The sequence below is a fragment of the Bartonella sp. B39 genome, from assembly GCF_053795145.1.
The window spans coordinates 1,113,919-1,138,661 of sequence record NZ_CP200036.1; the positions used below are offsets into that span (position 1 = coordinate 1,113,919).

Below are 24,743 nucleotides of genomic sequence, written 5' to 3' on the forward strand. Positions count from 1 at the left end.
ACTTGCCTTAGTTTAAAACACGCCTACCAGCGATAATGAGCGAATGCACGATTAGCCTCAGCCATACGATGAACATCCTCACGCTTTTTCACCGCAGAACCGCGATTGTTAGCCGCATCCATCAACTCACCCGAAAGACGATCAATCATTGTCGTCTCATTACGTCCACGCGCTGCCGAAATCAACCAACGAATAGCAAGAGCCTGACGACGATCAGGACGAACATCAATCGGAACCTGATAAGTAGCACCACCAACGCGCCGTGAACGAACCTCAATATGAGGAGAAACATTTTCTAACGCTTGATGAAACAAAACTACAGGATCTGACTTCACTTTATTTTCTACAGCATCAAGCGCACCATAAACAATACGCTCAGCAACCGACTTCTTACCATCAAACATGATAGCATTCATAAATTTTGTAATAACCAAATCACCAAACTTCGGATCTGGATTAATTTCACGTTTTTCTGCTCTATGGCGACGGGACATGTGCTCTGTCTCTCAATATTATTTTGGACGCTTCGCGCCATACTTTGAACGACGCTGTTTACGATTCTTGACACCCTGTGTGTCAAGCAACCCACGGATAATGTGATAGCGAACTCCTGGCAAATCCTTCACACGACCACCACGAATCATTACAACAGAGTGCTCTTGAAGATTATGCCCCTCTCCAGGGATATAGCCAATCACCTCAAATCCATTTGTCAAACGGACTTTAGCAACTTTACGAAGAGCAGAATTTGGCTTCTTCGGTGTCGTTGTATAGACACGCGTACAAACACCACGCTTCTGCGGATTCGATTGAAGAGCAGGAACCTTATTGCGCTTAACTGGCGCTACACGCGGCTTGCGAATCAACTGATTTACGGTAGGCATGTAACCTTCCTTTTTTCGATCTACGTTCGTCTCACCCACCTGGGCTTTTCTATTCTTACTATTCCGATAAAATCGGAGTAAATACCTAAGCTCACACACAAAATCGGGCATGCCTGTCATGAACAGCTCACCCGATTACAAGCAGAGAAGGCAGTAGCCTTTTGCACTAGTATTCGCTTTTAATCTTTAACAAAACAAAACCCGCTCAAATGACTTTTTGGATAAAAAACCAAAACAACTTAGCCATCCTCACGTTGGTTGCAGTACTCCCTAATAGCGAGAACACTTACATTCGTCAAGAACTAAACATCAGAAAATTTTTAAAAATGAAAATAAATTAAATTCTAATACTTTAAATTTGGCTTTTACAGAAGCTCTTGATAAATCAAATTCTCATAGTAACATCCCTCTACGTAATAAAAAAGAGCCGTGCATTGGGGATATTCATACAACACTTTAACGCAGCAATTTAACAAATTGCACATGGAACATTTAAAATGAGCGTCATGAAAATAGCAACATGGAATATTGCTGGAATAAAAGCACGACATGAAACATTATATCAATGGCTACAACAAAGTCAGCCCGATGTAGTCTGTCTACAAGAAATTAAAAGTACCGATGAGAATTTTCCACGCGATGCAATTGAAGGCTTAGGTTATCATATAGAAACACACGGACAAAAAAGTTTTAATGGTGTCGCAATTCTCTCTAAAAAAACACCTGATGAAGTTATCCGCCGATTACCAGGAAATAACAATGATGCACAAACACGGTACATCGAGGCCGTTTATTCAACAAATAAAGGCGTTATCCGTGTTGCATCTCTCTATCTTCCGAATGGAAATCCTGTCAAAAGCGAAAAATATCCTTATAAAATAGAATGGATGGAAAGATTATACGCACATGCAAAATCATTGCTTGCATATGAAGAACCCCTTGTCTTAGCTGGTGATTATAATGTTATCCCGACCCCATTAGATGCAAAAAATCCTCAACAATGGAATCATGACGCATTATTTCTTCCACAAACAAGACAAGCATTCCAGCGCATTGTTCATTTAGGTTTTTATGACGCTATTCGTAATGTCACAGATACCCCCTCATTCAGCTTCTGGGATTTTCAAGCTCGTGCATGGCTTAAAAATAACGGAATTCGCATTGATCACTTTCTATTATCACCGGAAGCTGTAGATCAACTTATCTGTGCTTATAGCCAAAAAGAGGTAAGAGAATATCAAAAACCATCAGACCATATTCCCGTTTGGGCTCATTTTAATTTCAATTAACAGAGTACACCACCTGATTTTATTAAGATAAAAATATCCCACCTAGGACATAAATGTGCTAGACCCTGCATAATAATATATCTTAAACAATAAACAAGAACAAAAATTTTTAAATGAACGGAGGACATCATGAAAAAATCACTGTTAATATTTATTGCAGCAACTGCCATTGGGCTCACAAATGTCGCACATGCTGGAAATGATACACTTGAAAAAATAAAAAGAACAGGAGAGGTCACGCTGGGTGTTCGTGAATCATCAGGGCTAGCTTATGCCCTTGGTAATGATAAATATGTAGGTTTTCATACAGAAATGGCAGAACATATTATTGACGATATTTCAAAAAAAATTGGTAAGCCAATCAAGATTCATTATCTCCCCATTACATCACAAAACAGAATTCCTCTCTTAAAAAATAGTACCTACGATTTTGAATGTGGTTCGACAACAAATGATGTTGCCCGTAGTAAAGAAGCCGCATTTGCTTATACCACTTATATCGAAGAAGTTCGAATTGCTGTAAAGAAAAACTCTAACATTAAATCTCTTGCCGATTTAAATGGAAAAACAGTAGCAACCACCACTGGTACAACATCTGTTCAGCTTATCCGCAAAAATAAACGTGCAAAAAACATTCACTTTAATGTCGTGAATGGAAAAGATCACGGAGATAGCTTCTTATTACTAGAATCTGGCCGTGCAGACGCATTTGTTATGGATGCTTCAATTCTTGCTGGGCATATTGCTAAATCAAAAAATCCATCTGATTATGTCATCCTTGATATAGTACTTTCAGTCGAACCTATCGCTTGTATGCTCCGGTTAAATGACAAAAATCTCGAACAAGCAATTAACGATAGCATCGTGCGCCAAATTAAAGACGAATCGCTTGAAAAACTTTATGATAAATGGTTTATGCAACCAATTCCGCCTGCAAATACGATTGTTAACCTTCCTTTATCTAAAGCGACGAAATATGCTTGGGAGCATCCAAATAATAAACCTCGCGAGGACTATACAGAAAATAATTTGTAGAATTTGGAAAAAAACAACCACACTCTTTGAAAATTGAGTGTGGTTATGTTTTGGTTCATTTTTTAATAAATTTGGCATATGTAAGTACAGCTGATTTATTACTATCTTTGCAGATGATTAAATTTAGGAAATATCAATTAATGGACTTTTCTTTCCTTTGTTCAGATGATCTCACCCAAACACTTGTGGCTGGATGCCTCGGAACTCCTGGTGTAAGTCATACCTATTTAGATACACTTCTTGATGGATTAAAAAATACAGTTGTACTATCCGCCTCTTCACTAATTTTAGCTGTATTTTTTGGTATCATTATAGGAACAATACGCACTCTACCAAACACTTCCATGATCCGTTTCTTATTACGTTCCCTTGGAGCCATATGGGTAGAGATCATGCGTAACATTCCTTTGCTTGTACAGGTATTTTTATGGTATTTTGTTGTGCCTAAGGTTTATCCGCCAGCAATGAATTTTTCACCTATTCTATTGATAACATGTGCCTTAGGATTCTTTACATCCGCTCGCATCGCAGAACAGGTTCGCTCAGGTATCGACGCAATCCCTTCTGGACAGCGCTACGCAGCTATGGCAATGGGATTTACGACCTATCAAACTTATCGTTATATCATATTACCGCGTGCCATGCGTACAATCATGCCCCCCTTTACTTCAGAAGCAATGAGCATTGTGAAAAATTCGTCTATAGCATTCGCTGTTTCAATAAATGAACTGATGCAATTCCAATATCAAGCGATTGAGGAGGTAAGTCACGTCTATGAAAACTATCTCATCGTTACGATTCTTTATATTTTTATAGCTTTATTCGTATTTATCATTATGACAATAATTGAGCAAATGCTTAAAATTCCTAATTTTCAAACAGAGGAGCACTGAATATGATGAATTTCATAAGCTCCAAGTTTGGATTTTTTTCCTCTTTCAATTTTTCAGACTTCGATTTCTCATTTTTTACTTTTGATATATTCCGTTCTTACATTCTATCAGGCCTGCTTTTTAGTGTTTTTCTAACTCTTTTTGCGACAATATTGGGGCTTGTTTTTGGTACTCTCTTAGCAATGATGCGGCTTTCCTCTATGAGACTGCTTTTTTCACTTGCAATAATTTACATAACAGCCATGCGCTCAATACCGCTTGTTATGGTTATCTTATGGTTTTTTGTGCTCTTACCTTTCCTAACCGGAACATCAATCGGTGCCAATAAATCAGCGCTCATTACCTTCACCGCATTTGAAGCAGCTTATTTTGCCGAAATCATGCGTGCTGGCATAAATTCTATTTCGCAAGGACAAAAACATGCTGGGCAAGCTCTTGGGATGACATATTGGCAAAATATGTACATTGTAATTCTTCCCCAAGCTTTTAGAGATATGTTGCCAGTTTTTTTAACTCAAGTCATCATCCTCTTTCAGGACACAACGCTTGTTTATGCAATCAGTGGCAATAGCCTTTTAAACGGTTTTGATATTGTTGCCAATAATTTTGGTGTAAAGCAAGAAGCTTATGTCTTGGCAGCTATTTTCTATTTTGTTATCTGTTTTACATTGTCACAGATAGTCTTGTGGCTCCAGAAAAAAATATCCATTATTCGCTAATAGGAAAAAAATGTCTACTCATATGATCGAAATAAAAAATGTTTCTAACTGGTATGGCGAAATTAATGTTCTTAAAAATTGTACAACCAATATCAACAAAGGAGAGGTTGTTGTGGTTTGTGGACCATCAGGTTCAGGTAAATCAACATTCATAAAAACCATTAACGCTCTCGTTCCGTTCCAAAAAGGTGAAATTTGGATTAATGGAACACCAGTTCATTCAAAACAAACGAATTTGCCTAAATTACGTAGTCAGGTAGGAATGGTATTTCAGCACTTCGAACTTTTCCCACATTTATCTGTCGCAGAAAATTTGACAATTGCACAAATCAAAGTCCTAAAGCGCAGCAAAAAAGAAGCACTCGAGCGTGGTTTGTTATATCTTGAACGCGTTGGACTCATCGATCATAAAAATAAATATCCTGGTCAACTTTCCGGAGGTCAGCAACAACGTGTTGCTATCGCGCGCGCCTTAACTATGGATCCGCTCGTTATGCTTTTTGATGAACCAACATCTGCTCTAGATCCTGAAATGGTAGGCGAAGTACTAGATGTCATGATCAGCTTAGCAGAAGAAGGTATGACGATGATTTGTGTAACACATGAAATGGGATTTGCGCAAAAAGTCTCTAAGCGTGTTATTTTCATGGATCAAGGAGAAATTCTCGAAGACTGCTCATCTAAAGAGTTTTTTTCTGATCCGCAAGCTAGAACCCCGCGTGCGAAGGATTTTTTATCTAAGATCCTTGGCCATTAACAGTGGCATTATAACCCAAAACCATCGCTTTTGTAAGCTAGACACAAGGAGTCAGTATTTAATGCCAAGAAAAACTAGGAATATTGCAATAACATACTCAAAAGCCGTTATTTTTTAAAATATCACCAACCAGCAATATTGCTGTACGTTTTTCAAATTCGTCACAAATGGCAAAAGCGTGCTCTTGCATAGGACGGATCCACTCTCGATCTTTTACATTAGCTTTTTCATAAGCTACAGTTAACATCACAGTACCACGAACTATTTTTCCTACCTGTAGCAACATATTTCCAAGCATTGCTTGAGCAGGCGGATTGCCTTTTCTTGCTGAAAGTTGAAACCATCGTGCTGCTTGTACAAGGTTTTTCTTTCTTCCCTCTCCCTTTAAAAATATTTTTCCTAAATGGTACTGAGCTTTAGGATTTCCATAATTCACCGCAGCCTGCATATAAAGATGAGCAGCATAAGAAGGATTAGATTTTACAGGTGATCGAGGAATGCCTTTTTTTATATAACCTGCAAGTTTAACTAATGCATCAGAAACATAGCTTTCATCCTCGGAACCCAAATCAGCACCTTTTTTAACAATAGATGCAAAAAAATTGTATGCCTTATAATCATCTTCAGGGACACCATCACCCTCTGCATAAATATGGCCAAGCTTCCAGCGTGCCCCAATATTGCCCATATCGGCTGCACAACGTAATGCTGAAAGTGCTTGATTTATTTGCCCATTTTTATAAGCAGACATACCACGTTTCAAAAAATAAAACGAATCACTAATAGATTTCCGCGTGTTATTTACATCTATTACATAAGCAGTAGAAAAAGCACTCCCCAAAGTAATAATAAGCGCAGCTTTTTTCCATACCCTAAACCCGTTTACCATCTAAAATTTCCCCCCTTATATCAGCTTTAATAATCACACCTGCTACAAATCTCTTTGTACGGATTCAAAATCTTCTTAGTAAGAGAAAAAAGATATTTTGAATATTAGAACTCTAACAGAAAGATAAATAAATGAAAGTTGCCAAAAATATCAAACCAGAAGAATCTTTCCTTTTCATCTACAATAAATTGATTTTGAAAAATAAATCATCATTCTGTATTTTTTAACAGATAGCTTGATATTATAATATTTGGTTGTTTCAATATTTTTACTATGAAAGAATAAAAACTACTCAATAAAAAAACGGATGTGCTGAAAAATGATTTTAAAATGAATGAAATATTAATAAAATACTCAAATGCCAAAATGATAAGCAAATTTAAAGATAAGTAAATATAAATAACAATTCTAACTTATTATTTTATAAACGCAAAGGTAGAAATTTTTCGATTCTTCACTCATAATCTTCATGAGAAGAATAAAATAAAAGATTTAATTACATCAAACGTTCTAAAGCAACAGATATTTTCCTCTGCGCAGCATGCAATTCTACAATCCTTTTGCGTTCACTCTCAACAATTTCTGGTTTTGCATTTGCTATAAATTTAGGGTTGTTTAATTTAAACGATATTTTTTCAATATCCTGTTCAATTTTGCTGATATCCTTCATCAAACGAGCACGTTCAGCTTCCAAATCAATCAACTGTCCCAATGGCAAACAAAAAATTGCCTCTCCCAAAATTATTTGCGCTGATACAGCTGGAACCTTCTCAGAGAAATGAATTGTTTCAATACGCGCTAACTTTTCAAGAAGAGTACCATAACGCTGTACACGCTCTCGCGTTATTTCCCCTCCTTCTACAATGACAAGAGGCGCTAGCATAGCCGCCGGAATATTCATTTCAAAACGCACAGACCGAATTCCACTAACAACATCGATAAGCCAATTAATATCAGAAGCGGCCTCTTCATCTGCAAATATTCCCTCTGGCCATTGTATCAATGCCAGCATATCCTCACGCTTCACACCTGGCGTTTCTGTAAGAGACCACAGCTCCTCCGTCATATGAGGCATAAAAGGATGAAGAAGCTTATAAACTTCATCCAAAACCCAAGCAGTACAGGCTTGAGCTTCATTTTTATCCTCTTCATTTGAACCTTGAAATATGGGTTTGAGAAGCTCTAAATACCAATCACAGAATGTATTCCAAATGAAGCGGTAAAGGACACTAGCAGACTCATTAAACTTGTAATTTTCAATACCAGAAGTCACTGCTGAAGCAGTTTTGGATAACTCTGTTAAAATCCAACGATTAAGTGCAAGTTTTGCTTTTTCTGGCTTAAAAGTCGGATCATGTTTAACACCGTTCATCTTTGCAAATCGGGTAGCATTCCATAACTTCGTAGCAAAATTACGGTAACCTGCAATACGGGAAGGATCGAGTTTTACATCACGACCTTGTGCCGCCATAATAGCCAAAGTAAAACGGAGCGCATCTGCACTATATTGATCAATAAGCTCCAATGGATCAATAATATTTCCCTTCGACTTTGACATCTTTGCCCCCTTTTGATCTCGGACCAAAGCGTGCACATAAACCGTTGGGAAAGGAACCTCACCCATAAAGTGAAGTCCCATCATCATCATACGCGCAACCCAGAAAAAGATAATATCAAATCCTGTTACCGATAAAGATGTTGGATAAAAGGTAGCTAATTCCACTGTTTTGTTTGGCCAACCTAGTGTTGAAAAAGGCCAAAGAGCAGATGAAAACCACGTATCTAAAACATCTTCATCCCGGATTAACTCAACCACTTCACCGTAATGAGAGAAAGCCGAATCCAAAGCTTCTTTTTCATTTTTTTCAACAAAAACCGTCCCATCAGGACCATACCAAGCCGGTATCTGATGCCCCCACCATAATTGGCGCGAAATACACCAAGGTTGAATATCTTTCATCCAATTAAAATAGGTTTTTTTCCAACTATCGGGGACAAATCGTGTTTTCCCTTGACGAACAGCTTCTATCGCTGGATTAGCTAATTCTGCAGCACGAACATACCATTGATCTGTTAAGAATGGTTCTATAGGGACTCCACTACGATCTCCATGAGGAACAGTATGTAGATGATCATCAACAGCTGCTAAATATCCTCTCTGTTCCATCAAAGAAATAATCCGACTTCGTGCAAGGAAACGATCAGATTGATCTAAATTTTCCACTAATAATTTTAATTCATCCGATAAGATCAAACCGTCAAAAAATGCTTCATTTTCACGGAGAAAAATCTCTGCCTTTTCCGTAAAAATATTGATCAAACGTAGATTGTTGCGTTGCCCTACTTCAAAATCATTAAAGTCATGTGCTGGTGTGATTTTTACAGCACCACTTCCCTCACTGGGATCTGCATAAGCATCGCCAACAATTAATAACCTACGACCAACAAGCGGCAAAATAGCATTTTTACCTATAAGATTTTTATAACGATCATCTTCAGGATTAACCGCAATCCCCGTATCACCAAGCATGGTCTCTGGACGTGTTGTCGCTACTGTTATAAAGGTTGTAGCATCACTCGGATCAAAAACTTTATCTTCAAGTGGATATCTAAAATGCCACAAATAACCTTTGACTTCTTTTTGTTCAACTTCAAGATCCGAGATAGCCGTTAACAATTTAGGATCCCAATTAACCAGACGCTTATCCTTATATATCAACCCTTGCTTATAAAGCGTGACAAAGACTTCACAAACAGCCCGTGACAAACCTTCATCCATTGTAAACCGCTCACGCGACCAATCACATGAAACACCAAGTCGACGTAGCTGGTTCGCAATGACTCCACCAGTCTTGTGACGCCATTCCCAAATACGCTCAATAAATTTTTCTCTCCCCATTTCTTGACGCGTTGGCTCTTGACGCTCTGCAAGTTGACGTTCAACAACCATTTGCGTAGCAATCCCTGCATGATCCATACCCGGCTGCCACAACACATTCCTGCCCCGCATCCGCTGGAATCTGACCATAATGTCTTGAATTGTCGTATTGAGCGCATGCCCCATATGAAGGGAGCCTGTAACATTAGGAGGCGGAAGCATAACGCAAAAAGGCTCCGCGCCATTTTTTGAACCCATCCCTGCTTTAAAAGCACCACGCGCTTCCCATTTTTTTGCAACCCGTTGCTCTATAGAAGCAGCATCATAGTTTTTTTCTAACATTCAACCCACCCATAACGCCGCCAAAAACACAGTCCATGATCTAAAATCTGATCATACTCCCTACAAACAAAACCCTTCAAAATAAATAGAAAGCAAAAAAATAATAAAAAAAACAAATTGTTAAGAAGATTTCTTAATTGCTTTAATAATCTCTTCACGTAAAATATTCTCCAGCAAAACAGGTAATTTACGCTGCAACCATTCTGCTATAGCCGGACGTAATACATCCTTTGCGATCTTCTCCGCAGAAGAAGTACAATATTCAGATAATTCCACACGACTAGCAGCCATATTTTCTGACTGCGATACAGAGTCCTCATCACTATACTCTTTTGTTTCATGAACAGAGTGCTGTTCTTCAGAAGAAAGTTTTACCCTTTGCATATCAACACCAATCGTATTATTTTCCGTATCTATATCTTCCTTCTCTTGTGTTAACGAACAATCTTTGTTCTCAGAAGAAAGGCCAATACGATCAGCTAAAGCCTTCATTGCATCATCAACCGATAAAGTTGTATCATAGCCACCTTCTGATACTACTTCTAAATGATCTGCAGAGTCACTCATTGCAACACCTTCATTTAGAAAGTGATCGGGCTGAACCGCATTTTCTTCGATTATTTCACGAATAGACGTCAAAATTTCATCCATACTTGGTTCACGTAACACGCTTGAACTCTGTACCATACTTAAAAACCTCTCAAAAACGCAACAACAAACAGAATCATATTCTTAGTGTAAGCAAAAGAATCATAAGATCAACACATCTCCTCTTATATTTTCAAACATGGTTGTCACGAGTAAGGCACTACACACAACTTTCTTCATTCATAATAACTGCATCTAACCATCATAATGTTTCAATACGCTCAACCATCGACACACTTAACCTTTTACAGATAAAAATCATTCGTAGATTCAAAAGTCACTTTTATGCATTATCGGGTAGACTCATTCGTTTTTAAACCTAGATAGTTTGCAGTCAATTTACCAATGGAAGATTGAACACTATAGCTTGCGACAATAGCATTATGTTCTGCCATCGCAAGTGCAATTTGAGCATTAATCAACTGAGTCCGAGAATTTAAAACATCCAATGTTGTCGCCTGCCCCACACGATTTTCTTGGACACGACCTTTAAGAGCAATTTCAGCAGCACGAACACTCTCACGATAAGCAACTACAGATGCACGTGCACCCTCTAACTGAAACCATGCAGAGGTAAGTGCTTGTCTTGTACTACTATGAGCTAAATCAAGCTGAAGACGAGCCTGCCAAAATTGTTCCTTGGATTGGCGAATCTGAGCAGACGTACGCCCACCTTCAAAGATTGGAACACTAACTGACAATCCTATTGATTTAGAAACTCCATCCTCCCCAGCATTGCTGTAAATCTGATTGTAAGATGCTGTTGCAGAAAAATCAACTTTAGGAAGCAACGCCCCTTCTTTCGCCTTTACATTGTAAAGGCTAGCATCAACCAAATGTTTTGCGTAAAGAATTGCTGGATGCATAATAACACTAATTTTGTAGGCATCATCAAGACTTACCGGCAACTCTTTTGCTACTGGTGGACATTTTAATTTTTCAGGATCAGATCCAATGACCTGTCGATAAATTGCCTCTGCTGATTTTACATTAGCACGTGCAAGATTAAGTTCTGAAACGGCCACGGAACGAGCAGCCTGTGCTTGGGAAAGATCAACATGCCCTCCCTCTCCCACATCAAATTTTGCTTTATTCGAACGAACTTGCTCTTCAAGAGCAGCCAAATTTTCTCTACGAAGATCAGCAATGCGACGTGCTTGATATACATTAGCATACGCTGTTACAGTTTCGAGAAACGTATTTTGCTCAGCATTACGAAGATATTCACGCTGTGCCTGCAATTTAACCTGAGCTGAAGAAAAAATATTTTGCGTGATAAAACCGTCAAATAATCTTTGATTTAATTTTATCCCTATAGATCCAGAAGTAGTATAAGGCCCCACTATGGACTTACTCCGTCCATAGCTTCCAAATCCTTCAATTTGTGGCAATAGGCCAGACCGTGCAATGACCACATCATCTCTTGATATACGCACAACAGCACGTTCACTATTCAACTTAGAATTGTACATATAAGCTTTAGCAAAAGCATCCATCAATGTTTCTGCACAAACCGACCTTGATATAAAACTACTTAAAACTAGCAACAAGCACGCCTGAAATTTCTTGTTCATTTTGAACACACTACACACAGCAAAAATCCCCAATCAATCATAAAACTATCTTTTAACGAGCACTAAAATATAAAATCAGGTGTCTTTAAAAAACCAGGAAGACGTTTCACAGCGAGATTAAAAGCACGACGCGCCGCAATAACCCCATCTTCTTTTACATAGATTCGCGCAACACCGGAATTACCGTGTCCTTCAACCACAACAAGACGCCCCCCATCTTTCATTTGATCAAAGATGCCTTCTGGAATAAAATCAACAGAACCTTCAATAAAAATCAGATCATAAGGCCCTCCAACAGTATACCCTTGCTCCAAAGGTCCATGAATCACGACTACATTGTCATACTGATTACGTTCTAAAATCTCAGAAGCACGTTCTGAAAGAGTTTTATTACTTTCTAACGCAACAACAGATCCTGCAAGTTTTGAAAGCAATGCTGCACAATAACCGCTATTTGCACCAATATCTAAAACAATATCCGATGATTTTACAGCCGCAAGCTGGAGCAATTTTGCTAACGAGGCAGGTGCCATCGAATAGCACGCAGGCACCCCGTTTTGCTGTGGATATGTGACAAGATCGGTATCAAGATAACTTAAAGCTTTCATATCTTCTGGTACAAAATCCTCACGTGGTACCATTAAAAATGCTTCAAGAACTGATAAATCCGTTACATCTACTGTACGAATCTGATTGTCAACCATTTTGCGGCGAAGCTCTGCAAAATCTGCAACCATAACAACCATTTTTCTCCTACATATAACAAGAATACAACAAAACGGCAATAATGAGAACCTAAAATCCTTATACTTTGGGTGTTACAAAAAAGTACGCTACCGTCAACAACTCGATTCCAACCGCTTACTTTTCATGCAAAAGCACTTTACCATGAAGGAAAGCCGTTCACTTGCGCACATCATCCTTAAAGGTCATCTTATTTTACACCAGCTGGAGGCCTCGCCCGGAATCGAACCGGGATACAAGGATTTGCAGTCCTCTGCGTAACCATTCCGCCACGAGGCCTCATCAACAAATACATCAGTGTCAATAAGGGAAGGCAATGCATCCGTCAAGGTGTAGAAATTTTCTCTATTCTTTTTTTCTCTTCTTCTGCAATTTATAACATTTTTTTTAAAAAAAATAATTTTACCCTTTGCAAATCAGTATTGCTTTGCTATAGCCCTTGCAGTTGAATATTTGCTATAGCCCTTGCAGTTGAATAATTGGGCACTGTTCCCCGGTAGCTCAGCGGTAGAGCAACCGGCTGTTAACCGGTTGGTCGCTGGTTCGAATCCGGCCCGGGGAGCCATATTTTTTATTGTTATTGTAGCTTGCCAACAGATTTTGTATATTTTGATACCATGTAGCTTGCCAGCAGGTTTTGCACTATTTGCCACCTAGTTTTGCACCAATTTATTTTTTTTCACAGGGTTTTTTAAGGGGTTCTAAAAGGGTCTTCAAAGATCATTTAAAGACTCTTTGAATGAGTCTTTTTTTTCTGTTAAAAATCACGATTTGAGATGATCAGTTTTTTTGCCACAATCACATGATTTGATACCTACAGTTTGTAAGATCATGAGTGCATGAGCACCATAAAATTTTGTATAATTTGTATCGTATTTTGTAAAAACTACCTCCTTTTCAAAGGATTTTCATTTTTTCAAAGGGTTCTCAAAGGGTCTTCAAAGGCCTTACAAAGGTTATTTAAAGACCCTTTAAATGAGTCTTTTTTTTCTGTTAAAAATCACAATTTGAGATGATCAGTTCTTTGGCAGGAGTCGCACGATTTAAACCACATGTGTAAGATGTTGTGACCTCTTTTATCTGAAATTGACTAAAGGTTTTTCGGATCTCTGGCACATCATTGAGTGAAAGAAGAAACTTCCCCTTTAATTGCGCAAGGAGCGCAGACATGGTCTGGTAATCCTCCCGCTTAAACAAATCCTTTCCATAATAGGGCTCAACGCCAAAATAAGGTGGATCAAGATAAAAAAACACCTGTGGACGATCATAGCGAAGAATAAAGTCAGACCAATTTAAATGTTCAATGGTGACCGTGGATAAACGACGGTAAATAAGCTTTAACAAGGCTTCAAGTTTCAAAGGATTAAACTGTGCAGTGCAGTGAGGATCAACTCTAAACCTACGATTGGTTACCTGACCACCAAAACTCAAACGCTGCAGATAGAAAAATCGTACAGCCCTCTCTAAATCCGTAAGGGTTTTGGGATCTTGTAAAGAGAAGTGTTGAAATACTTCACGGCTGCTAATCTGGAACTTTAACAAATCCGTAAATGGCTGATAATGGCGTTGCAACACCCGAAAAAAATTCACCACATCACCTGAACGATCATTGATCACTTCATATAAAGGTTTCAATTTTCGTCTAAAGAATATTCCTCCCATGCCAACAAAAGGTTCTGCATAGGTTTTATGAGGAATGCTTTCAATGATTCTGATAAGGGTTTTAGACAACTTGATTTTACCACCAATATAAGCACTAGCTGGTGTGATAGGATCAACAGATTTTAATGTTTCAGCATAAAGTGTATCCATACTTTTTTAACTTCTTCCATACATGATAGCCGCCTTCTCATTGCTTCAAGTGATAAGAAGTGGCTGCGATGTTATGTGTTTTGGCATCGGACGGGTGTGTCGCTAAACTATCCCCGTTGGCTGGGTAACCAGCCCAGCCTCTATTTATTGTGTCTCTCCTCCCTCTTGTTTGGTGCTTCCAGTGTAATTTCTGTGGTATATCCGCTTGATTTCTCATAGCGATGGGTGACGGTTGCAACTTTCCATGAACCATTGATTTCACCGCGGAACCCCTGTAGCAAAAGAGGTTGATTGGCCATGATTTCTGGATAACCCTCAAGGGTCAAAGAACCACTCCCCACAGCACGGCAAAGTCGGTCTGATTCTGATGCCGCTACCGCTAACGCCTCTTCCTTGCAGGTATAACAAGTCCGCAGACGACGCACAGGTCCGCTAACCCCTGTCTGATGTTTGACTTGGTATTGCTGCCCTTTTGAGCGATCAAAATAAGAAGCTTCCACCACACCGTATTGCGTGCGTGGCTCCAACGTGAATTCCCAACTGGAACAGTCGTGCTTATGAAGTTCGAGTGCTGGTAAATTGTCTCCGCTTAAAAATAAAAACTTATTGTCCTTGATCAAAAAACGTGCCTGCATGCGGTCAGCAAGGCGGGTTAAAAAATCAACCGCAGATTGATCTGTACGAATCACATAAGGCAAAGCTTGTTTGGTCAACTGGGGACTGATCTTTGCTTGATAGCCATGGCGCTTGGCGAGTGTCTCAACAATCTCACCAATGGTTCTGTGATCAAAATGTTCACTAGCTTGTTCTTTGAGTTCCTTACGCATCGAGGCGCTTTTGCCACAAAGGCGTAAAATCTCTCCTTCACTGCCGCCTGAACTTACAACCGATTCAACAACAAAACGCCCCATAAACGCACTGATGATGTTCTCATAGCCAAAGATCACCTGTAGAGTGCTGTTGCTGGCCGGAACACTTAAATCATGACCGCTATCGTCAAATTCTGCTTCAAATGTATCGGCTTCATTACCGGCATTATCAGTGATGGTTGCCGTTAAAAGACGCTGGTAAAAAACTTCATGAACAGGTCTGTCTCCCACCTTAACCACAATAAAAGGGTATGTACGCATTAATCCCATAGCCGCTTCACCATGCTTTGGGGATTAGACAACACAAATTCAGGAAGTATCACACGCAATCCACGTGGCAAAAGCACACCATATTTGGCAATCTCTGGATTGGCCTCCAATGTGGCTTCTAAATAACCTTTTAAAGCTCCCACGCGAGAGCGATCCCCTAACACAGCCATGGCATGGTGAAAGCAGATGAGGTCTAAGCTCATATCCTCTAGCTCTACAACAATGTGCTTTTCTGCTATCTTCATTGGCATTGTCCCATCTGATATTGCCCCATCTGATACTGTCCTTGAGGTTTTCCCCCATCAAAAAAGGGCAAGAGACTAATGGAATAGCGGAGACGCTGAGATTGGCCAGAGCGGCTGATATAATCATGGTCTTTACTAATACTGGTGAGCACCACGCAGCCATGCATAATGGCGCTATAGGTGGTATCATTGATCCAACGGATCATCGCAACGGGTTTGGCTGCTCGAATCGTTTGGGTAATGGCATCTATCGCTTCACGGTCGCCAAACTCTTCTGGAAACAAAACCCCATGGATGGTTTTGGGATCATTACCATAGCCGGTAAATTGCAAACCAGATGCCTTGCCAAAACGCTCCATAGAGATCCAGGAGGCAGAAAACTCTTCTTCAAAGGATTGGAAATTCAACCAGTCCACATAAAATTGATGTGGTCCTAACATCATCAAAGGATCTCTCATAGGCTCCCTCCCCTCATTCTGTTCCCCCATGCAGGGCATTGGCACGTGCACGTTGAATGGCGTGACTTACCGCACGACCAGTGGCAATAGGATCACGGGCACCATTGACATGTACCGTGACATTTTGATTATGGGTGATGGTGGAGCGGTCTTTGTCCCTTATCCCTGTGTCAGGAGCCTGTTTGTGATGGCTTCCCGCAAATTGCACAATCGGTTGAATGGCTGTTTTGCCCCCAAGCCAACTTGGCAAATGGAAAAGGTCCGATAAATCAATCGACCCAATCCATGTCTTGATGCGGCGGGGCAAGGATGTAAAAAAATCGCTCAACCCCGTGATGGAGGCCATAAAACCATCGACAATCCAATTGGCCAAGTCCTCCCCCGCCTGTTCCATACCGGCTTTGGCATCCTCAGAGAGCTTTTCTTGAGAAAAAAACTTCCTCTGAAGATATAGCGGAATTAGTGGTATAGCTTTATAAAAAGTTGCAAGAACTTACTCAAAACATCAATGATATAGAAGAAGTAAAGGCAATTTACCCTCTTCTTAAAATTGCATTTAAAGCGTCAAATAGAAGCTACATAAGATACGGCTTTATACCTCTTTAAAATCAACAATCGATATGAAAATCTTTTTTGCTTTTTTGGCTGATTTTGGAGTTAGTTTTATTTTTTGATTTATTTTTCTCAAAGAGTTTTCAAAAGCGGTTTTCTGAGCTTTCACAGACTTCTCTCATTTTTAGCACCAAATTCCGATTTTTGCTCTTTTTAGCTCTTTTTTACAATTTTAGGTGCCAAAATCCATTTTGACAAAACATGCATTAATGGTAAAAATTGTATATAAAAACAACAAATTACCACGTATTCTTAACTAATCCTACCTTTTCCTACTTAGTGCAAAACCTAGCATCAAGCTACGCACATAATAAAGCAAGAGAAGAGAATTTTGCATTTACCTCTACAAAAAATATTTTGTTATTTTTCTCTTTTCTATTAACTTTTCAATTTTTTCTAAAGCTCTTTGAGAAAAATTATCAAAAACTCTAACAAATATATCTACAACTTTGTAATTAAATGAGCAAAAAGAACTTACTATGAAACTCTTACAATAAACATATGTCTTTACTTCTTAAAAGAATCTTTCTTTCTTGATTTAAACCATATGAAAATAAATCTCTTTATAATCTCTTCGAAAAGACACTACTAATACATTGCATTTCTTTATCATCTTCTAAAGATATTCTATATGGCTAATCCGAGTTTCTCGTAAGACTTTACCAAGTAGTATAAATATCTGAATGGAATTCTTATCACTTACCTGGTACAAAAGAAGGTAGCGATTTTTCATTTATGGTACAAAATAAAAATGATTGTAAAAATTGTTTTATGTTGCTTGTCATAAAAAATTCTTAAGTGATATTATAATTACACGATATAACTGAATGAAAAAAAATATTTTTTCATTATAAAATCTATGAAAACTACAGTCTTATTATACAAGTATGATTTTCCATAATATATGAGCAATTTCTTACAACTTTTTGAAATAGCTTAAAAATAACTGACATAATAATTACTAAGTCTTTGTATCAACCATTTATCAATCACCTCAGCTAAAATTTAAAACTCTGCATTAAAATACCTATTACACTATTTTAGAGTAAAGTCATCTATCCTTATCAATTTCTTATGCTTTCCCTTTTTCCACATGAAATCATAAAAAATGTTTTTCTCCTTTACGACTCACTCATATCATGCTTCGATACACAAGTTGCTTTTTTCAATGTAATTTGAATCTTAAATAATTAAAGGGAACCTCCAAAAAATGAACTATAAACAAAATTTAGAAGATGATCCTCGAAAGAAATTGCAACGGGGATTAGACAACCGTCACGTACAACTTATAGCTCTCGGTGGTGCTATTGGGACAGGCCTTTTCATGGGGTCAGGCAAAACAATTAGCGTAGCAGGTCCCTCTATTATACTCGTTTACGCTATTATCGGTTGTGCCTTATACTTTGTAATGCGTGCTATGGGAGAACTCTTGCTTTCTAATTCACAATACCGGTCTCTCATTGATTTTTCAACCGATATGCTAGGACCAGGAATTGCTTTTTTTGTTGGCTGGAGCTATTGGCTAAGTTGGGTTGTAACTGGAGCAGCAGATATTATTGCCATCATCACTTATATGCACTTTTGGTGGCCTGAACTCAATCCATGGATTGTTGTTTTTTCTTGCATTATTTTCTTTTTAATCTTTAATCTTTTTGCCGTAAAAATGTTCGGTGAACTTGAATTTTGGTTTGGCCTTATCAAAATTATAGCGATTTTAGTATTAATTATTGTAGGGTTTTATATGATCGTTACTGGTTTTACCTCTCCCAATGGTACTGTTGCCTCTCTCAGTCACGTATGGAACGATGGAAATATATTTCCTCTGGGAATTACAGGTTTTTTTGCGGGATTTCAAATTGCCATTTTTTCTTTTGTTGGTATAGAAATTGCCGGAACAACTGCAGCCGAAGTTAAAGACCCTAAAACAGTTCTACCAAAAGCAATTAATGCAATACCGGTTCGTATTGTATTTTTTTATATCTTTTCTCTCATTGTGATTATGTCCGTCACACCTTGGGATCAAGTGATTCCAGATAGAAGTCCCTTTGTTGAGATGTTTTGGCTTGCTGGCATTCCGATAGCTGCTGGTTTAGTGAATTTTGTTGTTCTAACATCTGCTGCCTCTTCCGCAAATAGTGGTATTTTTTCTACCAGTCGCATGATATATGGGCTTGCAACGCAAAAAGGAGCACCTCGTGTTTTTGGAAAACTTTCCAAATACCATGTCCCAGCCAACGCCCTGTTCTTTTCTTGCTTGTGCATTTTATTAGGGTACACAATGACATCGCTATCCCCAAGTATTATAAGTGCCTTTACAATTGTGACCAGTATTTCAGCTATTGCATTTTTATTTGTATGGTCTGTAATTCTAATTAGCTATATTGTGTATCGTCGCAATCACCCCCAACTACATGCTGAATCTATCTATAAAATGCCAGGAGGTGTTATCGCGTGCTGGGCTATTTTAGCTTTTTTTGCTTTTATGCTCTATTTGTTGACATTGGAATCTGATACTTTTATAGCTCTTAAATATGGTCTGGTATGGTTCGCTTTCTTAGGCATAACGTATTTTATCTTTCTCAGAAAAAAAACGACTAAAGATAGTGAATAAAACCTGTACATAAAAAGCATGTAAAAAAGGGTAAAAATTACCCTTTTTATATATAACGCATTAGCTTTTTAAATAGAATCCTCTATGGGATTCAATAAAGTTCTTGATTAACAAAAGCACTAGCATTTATACAAAGCAGCATAAAACGGAATTTTTCCAAACTTCCTCTTGAAGCTAAAAAACACATTTAGTAATCTAAAAAATACAAATTTACAGCCAGTTACAATAAAAAAGCAATAGGAATCTTTTTTCATTGTAGAGTAAGTTTTATTTTTTGTTTTTTCAAAAACAACTTTCCGAAATTTTAAAAACATAAAAAAATATCAAAAATTTTTCAAAGACCTCTCAAAGCCTTTTCTCTTTTTTACCAATCTCTACAAAAGTAAAAAAATTCGCAAATACACTTCATTCCTCTACCATATCTTAAAAAAGCTTCTGTATAATCAACATGAAATTCTCATAAGTTTTTATCCAATATGCAAGTAGCTGAACAGAATTCTTGTTTACAATTTCAGAATAAAAAATCCTACTGTATTTTTCATTTCCTTTGTAAAAAAGAAAAGAAATCTCTCCCTTTTATGCCACTAAATAAAAATAAATAACCGTGAATAAACCTTTCATTCAACGACATCGGTATATTGAAATCAAAAATACCTTTCTGAAAATTAATGGCAAAAATTTTCCCTTTATCTCTATCCTCTACCGTAATTGTAATAGTTCATAGAGAAATCATTTCAAAATTGCTTACCGTGAATTTTTTTAAGAAGATGACAATCCTAACTCTATCTGAAAAAATCAAAACTCTCCCCACCCATCATAACATCTAAAACAGTTATTATACTTAATTATAGAGGATAAGTATAATGTAAATGCATTATTTCACCTCAAACTTTTTTCATCCACTTATCGATACTATCAGCGGTTTCTCACAAAGATTTAGAAGTTCAAGAGTGATTGTCTGATTAATCATAGTATGTCTTCTCATAGCCATCACAGCTATACTTAAAAACTCTGCACTTAAATTTCTGTTACGTTATTTTTTAGTAAAATAGCCCACACCCATTAATTTTATATTCCTTTTCTTTGTCCACACGGAGTCATAAAAAACTCTCTTTCTTTTACCATTCAGCCATATCATGATCAGATAAGGCGGATTACTTTTTTCAAGGTAATTTTTATCTTAAATAATTAAAGGGAAACTCCTTAAAATAAGTTATAAAAAAATCTAAGAAAAAATTGCAACGTGAACTCGATAATCACCATATCCAACTTATAGCCCTTGGTGGAGCTATTGGAACAGGCATTTTATGAGATCAGGAAAAACAATTAGCGTCACTGGTCCTTCAATCTTGTTAGTTCGCGCTATTGTTTGTTGCGCTATATACTTTGTAATGCGTGCTATGGGAGAATTACTGCTTTCTAATACACAGTGCCGATCTTTCATTGATTTTTCAACCGATCTTCTTGGCCAAAGTGTTGGATTTTTTATCGGCTGGACGTATTGGTTATGCTGGATTGTAACTGGAACTGCTGGAATTATTGCTATCATCAGTTATACGCACTTTTGATGGCCTGGACTCAATTCGTGGATTCCTGTTCTCATAGGTCTTCTGTCCTTTTTAATATTTAACCTCGTAGCCGTAAAACTATTTGGTACACTCGAATTTTGGTTTTATTTTATCAAAATTCTAGCAATCTTAGTATTAATTATTGTAGGATTTTACATGATCTTTACTGGCTTTATTTCCCCGAACGGCACCGTTGCTTCCCTTGGTAATACATGGAACGGTGGAAATATCTTTCCTCGAAGCATTACAGAATTTTTACCGGATTTCAAATTATTATTTTTGCTTTTGTTGGCATCGAACTCGCTAGAACAGCTGCAGATGAAGTCAAAGAACCACAAGAAGCTTTGCCCAAAGCTGTCAATTCGATACCGATCCGCATTATTTTCTTTTATATTTTCTCTCTCATTATGATTATGTCCGTCACTCCTTGGAATCAAATCATTCCAGAAAAAAGCCCATTTGTAACGATGTATGTACTTATTGGTATTCAAAAACCACCGCTGGTTTGATGAACTTTGTTGTTCTAATAGCTGCCGCATCTTCAGCCAATAGTGGTATTTTTTCTACCAACCGCATGATATACGGTCTCGCAACGAAAAAGGGAGAACCTAAGTTTTTAGGAAAACTTTCTAGCAATCGCGTTCCAGTCAACACATTACTCTTCTCCTGTTTATGCATCTTATTAGGCTATACAGTCTTATCTCTATCACCAACAGTTATAGGTTCTTTTACAATTGTAACCACAATCGCAGCAATTTTGTTTATATTTGTATAGTCTATAATTTTGATCAGCTATATTGTCTATCATTGCAGCCGTCCTCTTCAACATGCCGTATCTCCTTATAAAACGTCTGGAGATATTTTTATGTGTTGGACCCTTCTAATCTTCTTTACATTCATTATTTATTTGTTGTCATTAAAAGAAGATACTGCAATAGCTCTAAAATATACTCCAGTGTAGTTTATCTTTTTAGGAGTTGCATACTTTATTTTTGGAAAAAAGAGTTTGCAAACGCAAAAAACTGAGGAATAAAGCCTATGTATAAAAAGCATATCAAAAAGGGTAACCTTGTTTACCCTTTTTGTAGACAAACCATAAAAGCTTTTTACATAGAAATTTCTACGACTTTAATTACGCTCTTTATCAACTAAAGCGTTAGATTTTATCCAAGGCATCATGGAGCGGAGTTTTTTGCCAACTTCTTCGATAGGATGATGATCATTTAAACGCCGCATACCTTTAAAATGAGCTGCACCGGCTTTATACTCTTGAATCCAATTTGACGTAAATTTACCCGTCTGAATATCCTTCAAAATACGCTTCATTTCTGCTTTTGTTTCATCAGTAATCACGCGTGGACCAGACATATATTCGCCCCATTCAGCTGTATTGGAAATCGAATAATTCATATTTGCAATGCCACCTTCGTAGATGAGATCAACAATCAATTTAACCTCATGTAAACATTCAAAATAAGCCATTTCTGGCGCATAACCTGCTTCCGTTAGTGTTTCATAACCTGCGCGAATAAGCTCAACAAGACCACCACAGAGAACAGCTTGTTCACCAAAAAGATCAGTTTCGCACTCTTCTCTAAATGTTGTTTCAATTACCCCAGCACGTCCACCACCAAGACCACACGCATAAGACAATGCTACATCATGAGCATGCCCTGAAGCATCTTGTGCAATCGCAATTAAGCAAGGAACACCACGACCACATTGGTATTCATTGCGTACTGTATGACCCGGACCTTTCGGAGCAATCATCACAATATCAACTGTTTTTTTAGGTTCAATTAAGCCAAAATGAATATTCAAACCATGCGCAAAAGCAATCACTGCTCCGTCGCGTAAATGATCATGAATATGCTCTTTATAAATATCAGCTTGCAATTCGTCTGGTGTTGCCATCATAATGAGATCTGCCCATTTTGCTGCTTCAGCAACACTAACAACCTCAAAACCATCCACAGTAGCCTTTTTAGCTGCTTCCGACCCTGAACGCAAAGCAATTTGAATCTTTTGAACTCCAGAATCTTTTAGATTTAAAGCATGGGCACGCCCTTGTGAACCATAACCAATAATGGCTACTTTTTTCTCTTTAATCAAATTAACGTTCGCATCACGATCATAATAAACACGCATGAAAATACTTCCTTATATTCACATTTAAACTGAATTTAAATTTTTTATTGAAGAAAAAAAGCTACCCCTCCGCACCTCGCACACTATGAATAACCACATCATTATTCACAAAAACACGACATATAAATAATCTCTACAGTTTAAATCTTCTACACAAAAAACATGATCCAAACCTCCCCAAAAAATATACAGATCAAAAATAGAACTCAACCGCTACTCTATAAAAACGAAGCATTATACACAACAACATTGCCGAAGAAAAATACACACTCTAAAATTCTACTCTTCCTCGCATGATAAGCCCTTGTATTTTTGAAATTAAGATACACCATACGGCCTCTCAGCATGAACTAAATTAAAGTGGATAGCAAGAAAATTATAAAATGAGTATAGTATTTCTATACACTCTAGCATAAAAATTTAACTTTACATTTCTAACCATAAAAGACATCACTCATACAAAGCTCTACACAATTTTTTGGTAAAAATAATATCTGCAAAATCTTGTTTTATCTCTCCTTTAAAGAGCACCTGGGAAGATTTCAACTAAAAACATCTTCATAATCGAGAGTATGAAGATAAAAAATTTATGCGCTAAAAAATATATAGTGAGCCATAAATCAATATATCGCCAACAGAGCGGTGTTATTTATTTCATCATATGCAAAATTGAATAAAGAACAAAAGTTAAGACAACAACCGGACAAAACGTTGAACAGTCTCATGCATTCCATATTCTAATGCATCAGCAATAAGCCCATGGCCAATAGAAACTTCATCAAGCCAAGGAATACGATTGACAAGAGCGGGAAGATTAGCAATCGTCAAGTCATGACCTGCATTGATACCTAATTGTAGCTCTTTGGCTTTTTTTGCCACTAAAATAAGTTTATTCAACTCTTGTTCCTGTTTTGCCTTATCTTTAAACGCACCCCCATAAGGCCCAGTATAAAATTCCACACGATCAGCGCCAATTGCTTTAGCAATGTCAAGACCATCTACAAGAGGATTAGCAAATAACGACACACGAATTTTTCTTTTTTTCAAACGCTGAATAATGGGCGCCAAAAACTCTGCATCACGAACAAAATCCCAACCATGATCAGAGGTTAACTGAGCTGGATCATCAGGAACAAGGGTAATCTGATCAGCATATTTTTCTGCTAAATCCAAAAATGTATCGCTTGGATAACCTTCAACATTAAATTCAGCCGTAGGAAAAGAGCTGTTAATTAAACAGCGTATATCCGGCAAATCAGCAAAACGAATATGCCGCTCATCTGGACGCGGATGAACTGTCAAACCAGCCGCACCAGCTGTAAGTGCGATATGCCCAATATTCTTAATATTTGGCCATGGAAGATTACGACGATTGCGCAAAACAGCAACAGCATTGAGATTAACCGAAAGTTTTACTGCCATACACATCCCTATTTGCATATACATTTCTAAAGACAGAAAAATACATTCCCCAGCATAATCCCAAACAATAAAAATA

General features: G+C 37.7%; 20 protein-coding genes, 2 tRNA genes and 2 pseudogenes. 9 read left to right on the forward strand and 15 right to left on the reverse strand.

What is annotated here, in order from left to right; translation table 11 throughout:
- Window positions 1-23: 23 nt before the first annotated feature.
- Complete coding sequence (gene rpsG, locus V4P57_RS05300) at window positions 24-494, reverse strand: 30S ribosomal protein S7 (RefSeq protein WP_455465565.1); 471 nt, start codon at window positions 492-494, stop codon at window positions 24-26.
- An 18-nt stretch (window positions 495-512) separates the two neighbouring features.
- Complete coding sequence (gene rpsL, locus V4P57_RS05305) at window positions 513-884, reverse strand: 30S ribosomal protein S12 (RefSeq protein WP_004859227.1); 372 nt, start codon at window positions 882-884, stop codon at window positions 513-515.
- A gap of 506 nt (window positions 885-1,390) precedes the next feature.
- Between rpsL and xth the strand changes: the two genes are divergently transcribed.
- The 5 genes from xth (at window position 1,391) to V4P57_RS05330 (ending at window position 5,577) form a co-directional block, all read left to right on the forward strand.
- Window positions 1,391-2,173, forward strand: coding sequence for an exodeoxyribonuclease III (xth, locus tag V4P57_RS05310; protein ID WP_455466974.1), 783 nt, complete (start codon window positions 1,391-1,393; stop codon window positions 2,171-2,173).
- A 129-nt stretch (window positions 2,174-2,302) separates the two neighbouring features.
- Window positions 2,303-3,208 (forward strand): transporter substrate-binding domain-containing protein, encoded by a 906-nt coding sequence (locus V4P57_RS05315; protein ID WP_455465566.1) that lies wholly within the window; start codon window positions 2,303-2,305, stop codon window positions 3,206-3,208.
- A gap of 140 nt (window positions 3,209-3,348) precedes the next feature.
- A complete protein-coding gene (locus V4P57_RS05320) occupies window positions 3,349-4,101 on the forward strand; it encodes an amino acid ABC transporter permease (protein ID WP_455465567.1) in 753 nt (250 codons plus the stop codon).
- 2 nt (window positions 4,102-4,103) lie between these two features.
- On the forward strand, window positions 4,104-4,820 hold the full coding sequence (locus tag V4P57_RS05325; protein ID WP_455465568.1) for an amino acid ABC transporter permease: 717 nt from the start codon (window positions 4,104-4,106) through the stop codon (window positions 4,818-4,820).
- 10 nt (window positions 4,821-4,830) lie between these two features.
- Window positions 4,831-5,577 carry an amino acid ABC transporter ATP-binding protein gene (locus V4P57_RS05330; protein ID WP_455465569.1) on the forward strand — a complete coding sequence of 249 codons (747 nt, stop codon included), beginning with the start codon at window positions 4,831-4,833 and terminating at the stop codon, window positions 5,575-5,577.
- Between the two features lie 97 nt (window positions 5,578-5,674).
- Here the strand turns inward: V4P57_RS05330 and V4P57_RS05335 are convergent, their stop codons facing one another.
- The 6 genes from V4P57_RS05335 to V4P57_RS05360 all read right to left on the reverse strand — a co-directional run bounded on the left by V4P57_RS05335 (window position 5,675) and on the right by V4P57_RS05360 (window position 12,931).
- A complete protein-coding gene (locus tag V4P57_RS05335) occupies window positions 5,675-6,466 on the reverse strand; it encodes a tetratricopeptide repeat protein (protein WP_455465570.1) in 792 nt (263 codons plus the stop codon).
- Window positions 6,467-6,962: 496 nt separating this feature from the next.
- A complete protein-coding gene (locus V4P57_RS05340) occupies window positions 6,963-9,686 on the reverse strand; it encodes a valine--tRNA ligase (protein WP_455465571.1) in 2,724 nt (907 codons plus the stop codon).
- Window positions 9,687-9,806: 120 nt separating this feature from the next.
- Window positions 9,807-10,373 carry a DUF2497 domain-containing protein gene (locus tag V4P57_RS05345; protein WP_455465572.1) on the reverse strand — a complete coding sequence of 189 codons (567 nt, stop codon included), beginning with the start codon at window positions 10,371-10,373 and terminating at the stop codon, window positions 9,807-9,809.
- 251 nt (window positions 10,374-10,624) lie between these two features.
- On the reverse strand, window positions 10,625-11,908 hold the full coding sequence (locus tag V4P57_RS05350) for a TolC family outer membrane protein (RefSeq protein WP_455465573.1): 1,284 nt from the start codon (window positions 11,906-11,908) through the stop codon (window positions 10,625-10,627).
- 62 nt (window positions 11,909-11,970) lie between these two features.
- Window positions 11,971-12,645 (reverse strand): protein-L-isoaspartate O-methyltransferase family protein, encoded by a 675-nt coding sequence (locus V4P57_RS05355; protein ID WP_455466975.1) that lies wholly within the window; start codon window positions 12,643-12,645, stop codon window positions 11,971-11,973.
- Between the two features lie 212 nt (window positions 12,646-12,857).
- Window positions 12,858-12,931: transfer RNA gene (locus V4P57_RS05360), tRNA-Cys, on the reverse strand.
- A 211-nt stretch (window positions 12,932-13,142) separates the two neighbouring features.
- Here V4P57_RS05360 and V4P57_RS05365 point away from each other — a divergent pair.
- Window positions 13,143-13,217: transfer RNA gene (locus tag V4P57_RS05365), tRNA-Asn, on the forward strand.
- Between the two features lie 428 nt (window positions 13,218-13,645).
- Here V4P57_RS05365 and V4P57_RS05370 read toward each other — a convergent pair.
- The 5 genes from V4P57_RS05370 to V4P57_RS05390 form a co-directional block, all read right to left on the reverse strand.
- Entirely contained in the window at window positions 13,646-14,464 is an 819-nt protein-coding gene (locus V4P57_RS05370; protein ID WP_455465471.1) for a DNA adenine methylase, read from the reverse strand.
- Window positions 14,465-14,604: 140 nt separating this feature from the next.
- Window positions 14,605-15,594 (reverse strand): phage late control D family protein, encoded by a 990-nt coding sequence (locus tag V4P57_RS05375; RefSeq protein ID WP_455466976.1) that lies wholly within the window; start codon window positions 15,592-15,594, stop codon window positions 14,605-14,607.
- Window positions 15,594-15,848, reverse strand: a complete 255-nt coding sequence (locus V4P57_RS05380) for a tail protein X (RefSeq protein WP_455465472.1) — start codon at window positions 15,846-15,848, stop codon at window positions 15,594-15,596. The genes V4P57_RS05375 and V4P57_RS05380 overlap by 1 nt, the downstream gene beginning before the upstream one ends.
- A complete protein-coding gene (locus tag V4P57_RS05385) occupies window positions 15,845-16,306 on the reverse strand; it encodes a phage tail protein (protein WP_455465574.1) in 462 nt (153 codons plus the stop codon). The genes V4P57_RS05380 and V4P57_RS05385 overlap by 4 nt, the downstream gene beginning before the upstream one ends.
- Window positions 16,307-16,319: 13 nt before the next feature.
- Window positions 16,320-16,700, reverse strand: a complete 381-nt coding sequence (locus V4P57_RS05390) for a hypothetical protein (protein ID WP_455465575.1) — start codon at window positions 16,698-16,700, stop codon at window positions 16,320-16,322.
- A gap of 38 nt (window positions 16,701-16,738) precedes the next feature.
- Here V4P57_RS05390 and V4P57_RS05395 point away from each other — a divergent pair.
- The 3 genes and pseudogenes from V4P57_RS05395 to V4P57_RS05405 form a co-directional block, all read left to right on the forward strand.
- Window positions 16,739-16,889: pseudogene (locus V4P57_RS05395) on the forward strand (helix-turn-helix domain-containing protein); the annotation flags it as partial.
- Between the two features lie 1,239 nt (window positions 16,890-18,128).
- Entirely contained in the window at window positions 18,129-19,529 is a 1,401-nt protein-coding gene (locus tag V4P57_RS05400) for an amino acid permease (protein ID WP_455465576.1), read from the forward strand.
- Window positions 19,530-20,744: 1,215 nt separating this feature from the next.
- Window positions 20,745-22,130, forward strand: a pseudogene (locus V4P57_RS05405) (amino acid permease).
- A 95-nt stretch (window positions 22,131-22,225) separates the two neighbouring features.
- On the opposite strand, the gene ilvC reads toward V4P57_RS05405, so the two are convergent.
- Together ilvC and V4P57_RS05415 are read right to left on the reverse strand one after the other, a co-directional pair.
- The gene (gene ilvC / locus V4P57_RS05410; RefSeq protein ID WP_455465577.1) at window positions 22,226-23,245 is read right to left on the reverse strand and encodes a ketol-acid reductoisomerase; all 1,020 of its coding nucleotides are present in this window, start codon (window positions 23,243-23,245) and stop codon (window positions 22,226-22,228) included.
- Window positions 23,246-23,932: 687 nt separating this feature from the next.
- On the reverse strand, window positions 23,933-24,667 hold the full coding sequence (locus tag V4P57_RS05415; RefSeq protein ID WP_455465578.1) for a pyridoxine 5'-phosphate synthase: 735 nt from the start codon (window positions 24,665-24,667) through the stop codon (window positions 23,933-23,935).
- Between the last annotated feature and the right edge of the window lie 76 nt (window positions 24,668-24,743).